This window comes from Streptomyces sp. NPDC058469 (genome assembly GCF_042721125.1).
In the GTDB taxonomy this organism is placed as follows: Bacteria; Actinomycetota; Actinomycetes; order Streptomycetales; family Streptomycetaceae; genus Streptomyces.
Genome location: NZ_JBHXME010000295.1, coordinates 1 through 6,201 on the forward strand (window position 1 = coordinate 1; position 6,201 = coordinate 6,201).

Sequence of the window (6,201 nt, forward strand, 5' to 3'; positions counted from 1 at the left end):
AACGTCACCCGCTCCCGCCTGGGACGACTCGTCCGCCAAGGACTCCTCGAACAACCCGGACGCGGCCGCTACCAGAAACGGACTTAACGCCCTCTGAGATCCGGGGTGGCGTTCTCGTCGGATCAGGCACGCGGGCATCTCCTCGCATGCCTTACACGTGCCGTACGACGTCCACGGGTTGCGGCGTTGCAGGAACGCCGAACATGTGCCGGCAGACGTCGAAGCCTTCGGCGAGCGCGGGATGGTCGGCGTAGAGGAACGGGCCGTGCAGGCTGCGTGGCGCGGTGAACCCGTTGCCGCACAACGCGACGTCCGTCACCCCTCCGAGGGGCCGGCAGTAGTCGATCAGCAGGCCGTGGAGGATCTCGATGCCGGTCCTGCGGTTGCGGGGGCCGTCCATGCCGGGCAGCAGGTTGTCGTCCGCGCTGAGCGCACCGTAGGGGACGGTCTGCGCGTTGTTGGACACGATCGCGGGGCGCGGGGACGCCAGCGCGCCGTCGGCGAGCTCCTCGGTGTAGAGGTCGGAGACATCGGCGTCGACGCCGATGAACACGTCGTTGCCGGTGGTGTCGGCCAGCCGGATCAGGGGCTGGGCGACGCGCTGTTCCCAGAACAGTTATGCAATCTGTCAACCTGTCTCAGCGCTCAGGGCTCCACGCGTCTCTGCTCACTGGCAGCGTGACGACGGCGTTAGCATCAACCGCAGAACGGCCCCAGGGTGGTTGGGATTGCCCACGGACGAGTTCGGAGACGCCAGTATGGAATTCCGGCCGATCAATCGCGCTTCCGGCACGTTCCAGCAGTCGGTGATTGCTGATGCGATCCAGCAGATCTTCCGTCGCGTCTACGGTGCCGATGCGCGGGTCACTTCCGCCTTTGAGCTGGGCACGGGTATGTACAACAACGTCTATCGCGTGACAGTGGCCGGACAGGAGCGGCCGGTGATCCTCCGGGTCGCCCCGGAACCCGCCCGGCAGTTCCGGTCCGAGCAGCAGCTGATGCGCAACGAGTACGCGTCCGTGCCCTACCTCTCGGTGATCGCGCCGCTGATGCCGCGGGTCATCGCAGCGGACTGGTCGCACGAGGTGATTGGCCGGGACTGGATGGTTCAGAGTCTCCTCGGTGGCGTCCCGGCTCCTGAGCGCCTCAGCGGCTATCCCCGTACGGTCTGGTCGGCGTTTTTCCAGCAGCTGGGCAGCATCTCCCGGTCCGTGCACGACGTGCAGGGACCGCGCTTCGGGCCTGTCAACGGCCCGGGGTACGCCACCTGGAGCGAGGCGGTGATCGCGTCGCTGGAGGAGATCGCCGCCGACCTTGACAGCGTCGGCCTGGACGCAGCCGATGTGCGGAAGGTTGCCGCAGTGGCCGTGCATGAGAGCGCCGTACTGGATGAGGTCACCGAACCCAGTCTGCTGACCGGGGACTTGTGGACCGTCAACGCCCTGCTGGACGCGGCAGCCCCCGAGCCGGTGATCACCGGCGTGCTGGACTTCGATCGCTGCCTCTTCGGTGACAGCTCCGCTGACTGGACCATCCGTATGGCGACGGCCAAGGACGACGAGCGGACCGCGTTCTGGGAGTCCTACGGCGCCCTGGACCGCTCACCCACGGCGGTGTGGCGGGCGCGGGTCTACGAGGCCCGGCACCTGGGCGCGATCCGTCTTGAGCGCCACAGACTGGGCAAGGACTCGGTCGGCGAGACCTACGGTGCGATGGCCGAGGTGCTCGCCGGTCTGACCTGACCGGTGGGATCCGTCTCCGCGTGCTTGCTACGGTCCCGCGTATGACGCTGCCTGTGCCTCGTGCTGTTGATCTACGCAGGGAATCGGTCGACGGGGTGCTGGACCGTGTGGAGCGGTCGCTGCAAGTAAGCCTCGACCGGGAGACGCTGGTGCGCAAGCGCCGTACTGTCGGGGCGCGGACGGACCGCGGGACATGGGTGCGCATTGAGCGGCGGGGGTTCGACCGGATCGGCGCCCAGGGGTGGAACGGCCCCGAATCCGCTGCTGTCCTGAGCGGGGTCGTCATGCCCTGGTGGTACGCAGGGTTCGCATGGCGTGAGCCGGGTGAGCCGGTGATGTGGCGGGCGGATGAGATGGCACTGGTCGAGGCCGCGCCGGTTGGGCAAGCCGCTCTCGTGATCGAAGACCCTCGTCTCCCGGATGCGTGGTGGTCCGCGCTGAACACTTCGCTGGACGCGCTCGCTGCCCAGTCCGCACCCCGCGTCGCCACACCGGACACCGAAACCATCACCCAGGAGCTGGTGACGGCAACCCTCGGGGAGGTCTCTCCCGGGGTGGCCGACACCACGGTGGAGGAGTGGCGGCCGGCGCATGCCGACCTGACGTGGGCGAACGTGACTGGCCCGGAGTTCTGCATGATCGACTGGGAGGACTGGGGCATGGCGCCCCGGGGGCTGGACGCGGCAACCTTATGGGGCCATTCCCTCGCCGTCCCGGACCTGGCGGAGCGTGTGTGGAGCGAGCGTCGGCCGGACCTGGAGAGCAGGTCCGGCCGGCTGATGGCATTGTTCGTCTGCGCGAAGGTCGCAGGGCCGCACGCGCACCCCGAGGATCCCCGGCTCGAGTCGGCCAGGAAGGAATCCGCACGGCTCATTACTGAGCTTCACGCCTCTTGATGACGGCCCTGCGGCAGCTGCCCGGACTGACCGTCATCCCACCTCTGGCCAGCCGTCGAACGAAAGGATCGGGCCCCCGTCCAGGTACCGTTTGACGGCGACCAGGGTGGTGTGGGTAAAGGGTTGGGGAAGGTCGTCCGGAGGCACCCAGGCGATGGTGTCGTGCTTGTGCGGCTCCGCGTTGAGGGGAGTACCGCTCCACCGATCGGTGTGGAAAACCAGGGCCATGAACATCCCCGGGACCTCCGCTCCCCAGGAGCCATGGACCACGTGGACAAGACGCAGGTCCGCCTCAGCGACCACGACGCCCGTCTCCTCCTTCAATTCCCGTACCGCAGTCGCGGTGATCGGTTCCCGGGGTTCACCCTTGCCGCTGGGCACATCCCACTCACCGGGCGCGAAATCCAGATGCTTGCTCCGCCGCAGGACGAGGAGTCTGCCGCTGTCAGGATCTGTGACGAGAACGGCAGAGATGAGCCGCGTCGTCATCGGTTCGCTCTTCCACCGGGCCGCTGGCTGACCGGAATCAGTCAATCGCGTTCCTCCAGACGATCTCAACGCACGGGAGCGATACGCCCAGTGCGTGGGCTCGGTCAGTGTGCCTCAGAAGCCGCCTGGTCCGCCTCGACGTTTCGCGGCACGAACTCCCGCTGGTCGCCTTTCTCCACGCAGCGCGCCGCTGACGGCAGGTGCCGAGCAGACGCGCTCAGCATGAGCGTCAGCCGTAGCTGACCGACCTTCGGAACGTCCGCCACTGACGTGGCCGAGAAGGCCCTCTTGGCCACCTGTCGGACCGCTTCCACACTGACCGGAAGATCACGAAACAGGGGGCGCGATGGCTGCGAAAAAGAGACGCCGCAGTAAGGCCACACGACGCCGCGAAGCCAAGCAGCGCATCGGTTTCGCGGCGATCGTCGTGGCGGCGGTCCTGTTCGTGCTGTGGCAGTCACCCTGGCTCCTGATCACCATCCTGTGCGCCACCGCGCTCACCGGCCTGGGATGGGTGCTGTGGAAGGCGCACCGGCGGGAGCAGACGGGGGACCGCGCCTGGCGCGAGCAGAACCGGCGCATGGAACTCGAACGCTCCATGGCCACCATCGACGCCATGAGCTGGCAAGACTTCGAGCACTACGTCGCCGAACTGTGCCGCCGCGACGGGTGCACCAACGTCACCGTCACCGGAGGATCAGGCGATCTCGGAGCAGACGTCGTTGGCACACTTCCCGATGGCCGGCACCTTGTGGCCCAGGTCAAGCACTACGCACCCCACCGGTATGTCCCCAGCGGGGACATGCAGAAGTTCGTCGGCACCGCGAAACTCGAACACAACGCGGATGTGGCGCTGTTCGTCGCCACCTGCCCGTTCGGGAAAGCCGCCCGAGATCTCGCTGTGCGGCACGACATCATCGCCGTCAACCGCGACCTGTTCGGCGCCTGGAACAGCGGCGCACCCCTGGAATCCCTGCTCCCACTTAACGGAGCCGGTGACGGACCGCGCCGCAAGCCGAACACCACCCGCAAGCCGGAGACGGACACCGCATAACACTGCCCGGGCGGCGGTGCGTCCCTGACTACCCCGCCACCCGGGCACCTCACTCCTGCGTGAACGTGCCTACGGGGTCAAGCGGTTCGGGCCGCGGAACAAGAACGTGGCCTCACGGATCGAGTCCAGCCCGAGCATCACCATCAGCACCCGGCCCAGCCCCATACCCAGACCGCCATGCGGCGGGCAGCCGTAGCGGAAGGCGTTCAGATAGTCCTGCAGCGGCTCGGTGCTCATGCCCTTCTCGGCGGCCTGCTTGACCAGCACGTCGTAGCGGTGCTCGCGCTGCGCACCGGTGGTGATCTCCAGGCCCTTCCACAGAAGGTCGAAGCTCAGCGTCAGGTCCGGCCGGTCCGCGGGGCGCATGTGGTAGAAGGGCCGGATGCCCGTCGGGTAGTGCGTGATGAACACGAACTCGTGGCCCGTCTGCTCCTTGACGTGCGCCGCAACGCCACGCTCGCCCTCAGGGTCCAGGTCCTCCTTCACCCCCTCCGGGTCCCAGCCCTTGCCCCGCAAGATCTCCTGAGCCTCGGCCATGGTGATGCGCGGGAACGGCACCCGAGGTACGGCCACCTCGACCCCGAACACCTCACGGATCGCTTCACCGTGCCGCTCGGCGACTTTGGCCAGGCCATACGCGAGCATGCGCTCCTCGAAGCCCATGACGTCCTCGACGTCCGTGACCCACGCCAGTTCCACGTCCACGCCGGTGAACTCCGTCGCGTGCCGGGACGTGAACGACGGCTCCGCGCGGAACACAGGGCCGATCTCGAAGACCTTGTCGATGCCGGCGGCGATCGCCATCTGCTTGAAGAACTGCGGCGATTGCGCCAGGTAGGCGGAGCGGCCGAAGTAGCCGAGCTCGAATACCTCGGCACCGGACTCCGAGGCCGTACCCATGAGCTTGGGGGTGTGCATCTCTGTGCAGCCCTGGCTGTAGGCGTACTCGCGCATGCCCCGCTCGAAGGCGGTCTGCGTCGCGAACAGCAGCTGTGCCTGGCGGCGGATCCGCACGTCGAGGAACCGCCAGTCCAGACGGTGCTCGATGCCGGTCCGCTCGTCGATCGGGAGCGGCGTCTCAGCCCGGTTCAGCACCTCGACGCTTGCGGGGATGAGCTCCAGGCCGCCGAGCTTCACGATCACGTTGTCGACCACCCGCCCGGTGATGCGGACCGCGGACTCGGCGGTCAGACTTTCCAGGGCGGCCTCGGTTTCGTCGTCCCCACCGCCACGGCGATGGGTGACCTGCACCATGCCGGTGTGGTCGCGTACGACCATGAACTGCATCCTGGCCTGCAGCCGGAGCGTGTTCACCCAGCCGGAGACAGAAACGGTCTCACCTACGTGTTGCCGCAGCTCAGAGACCAATACACGGCTAGTCGTGTGGATCATCGCAGCCCTCCAAGGGGCGTCGTCATGATCCCTTGGGAGCGTGGGCGAGAAGGGTACTCGCGGTGCCACCACGCCTTTGCCACCGCCAGACAGCGGCGGCCTCATTCATGCCCGATGACGGGGGCCAGCCGGCGGGGCATTAGGCCACAGGGGCCGCTCCTCCCCGCGCTCAGGAGGGTCTTCACCAAAGGGCGCGAGACCGCCTTCACAGCTACCGGCAGCTCTCTCTGCTCGCGTGATCCCGCGGCTACTCGTCTCCTTCGACGCGTTGCAACCCAGGATAGGAGGGCGTCAAATGCGGCTGCAACAAGTAATCAGACGGGTGCTGCTCTGCCAGAGCGACTCATACGATGAAGTCGTATCCGTCCTGCTAGCGGGCGTGGATCCGGTGCCTATAAAAAGCCCTACCCGGGTCGGGTTGCGGCAGTAATGTTTGCCGATGATCGAATCCCTGCCGCCCGGCGGCGCTGTGCTTGATGCGGACGAACTGGAGGCCCGCTGGGCGGACGCCTTGCGTCCGGAACAAGTCGCGGAGCGGTTGGACGGGGTCGGTGCGCCCTGCGTCGCGGCCGGGTGGGCGCTGGATCTGTTCCGTGGGAAACAGTCGCCGCCGCACGGCGATCTGGAG

At 67.2% G+C, this 6,201-nt stretch carries 6 protein-coding genes and 1 pseudogene; 4 read left to right on the top strand and 3 right to left on the bottom strand.

What is annotated here, in order from left to right:
* Window positions 1–151 precede the first annotated feature (151 nt).
* Window positions 152–553, bottom strand: a complete 402-nt coding sequence (locus ACFWP5_RS51405; protein ID WP_384174036.1) for a hypothetical protein — start codon at window positions 551–553, stop codon at window positions 152–154.
* A gap of 205 nt (window positions 554–758) precedes the next feature.
* Between ACFWP5_RS51405 and ACFWP5_RS51410 the strand changes: the two genes are divergently transcribed.
* Both ACFWP5_RS51410 and ACFWP5_RS51415 read left to right on the top strand, forming a co-directional pair.
* Entirely contained in the window at window positions 759–1,742 is a 984-nt protein-coding gene (locus ACFWP5_RS51410; RefSeq protein WP_384174039.1) for a phosphotransferase family protein, read from the top strand.
* A 41-nt stretch (window positions 1,743–1,783) separates the two neighbouring features.
* Window positions 1,784–2,638 carry a hypothetical protein gene (locus ACFWP5_RS51415; RefSeq protein WP_384174042.1) on the top strand — a complete coding sequence of 285 codons (855 nt, stop codon included), beginning with the start codon at window positions 1,784–1,786 and terminating at the stop codon, window positions 2,636–2,638.
* Between the two features lie 33 nt (window positions 2,639–2,671).
* On the opposite strand, the gene ACFWP5_RS51420 is transcribed toward ACFWP5_RS51415, so the two are convergent.
* Window positions 2,672–3,127: an NUDIX domain-containing protein gene (locus ACFWP5_RS51420; protein ID WP_384174044.1), complete on the bottom strand. Its 456-nt coding sequence runs from the start codon at window positions 3,125–3,127 to the stop codon at window positions 2,672–2,674.
* A gap of 346 nt (window positions 3,128–3,473) precedes the next feature.
* Here ACFWP5_RS51420 and ACFWP5_RS51425 point away from each other — a divergent pair, with 346 nt between their 5' ends.
* Entirely contained in the window at window positions 3,474–4,181 is a 708-nt protein-coding gene (locus tag ACFWP5_RS51425; protein ID WP_384174047.1) for a restriction endonuclease, read from the top strand.
* A 69-nt stretch (window positions 4,182–4,250) separates the two neighbouring features.
* Here ACFWP5_RS51425 and aspS read toward each other — a convergent pair whose 3' ends face one another.
* The gene (gene aspS / locus ACFWP5_RS51430) at window positions 4,251–5,573 is read right to left on the bottom strand and encodes an aspartate--tRNA(Asn) ligase (protein ID WP_384174050.1); all 1,323 of its coding nucleotides are present in this window, start codon (window positions 5,571–5,573) and stop codon (window positions 4,251–4,253) included.
* A gap of 439 nt (window positions 5,574–6,012) precedes the next feature.
* On the opposite strand from aspS, the pseudogene ACFWP5_RS51435 reads away from it, so the two are divergent.
* Window positions 6,013–6,201, top strand: a pseudogene (locus ACFWP5_RS51435) (hypothetical protein); the annotation flags it as partial.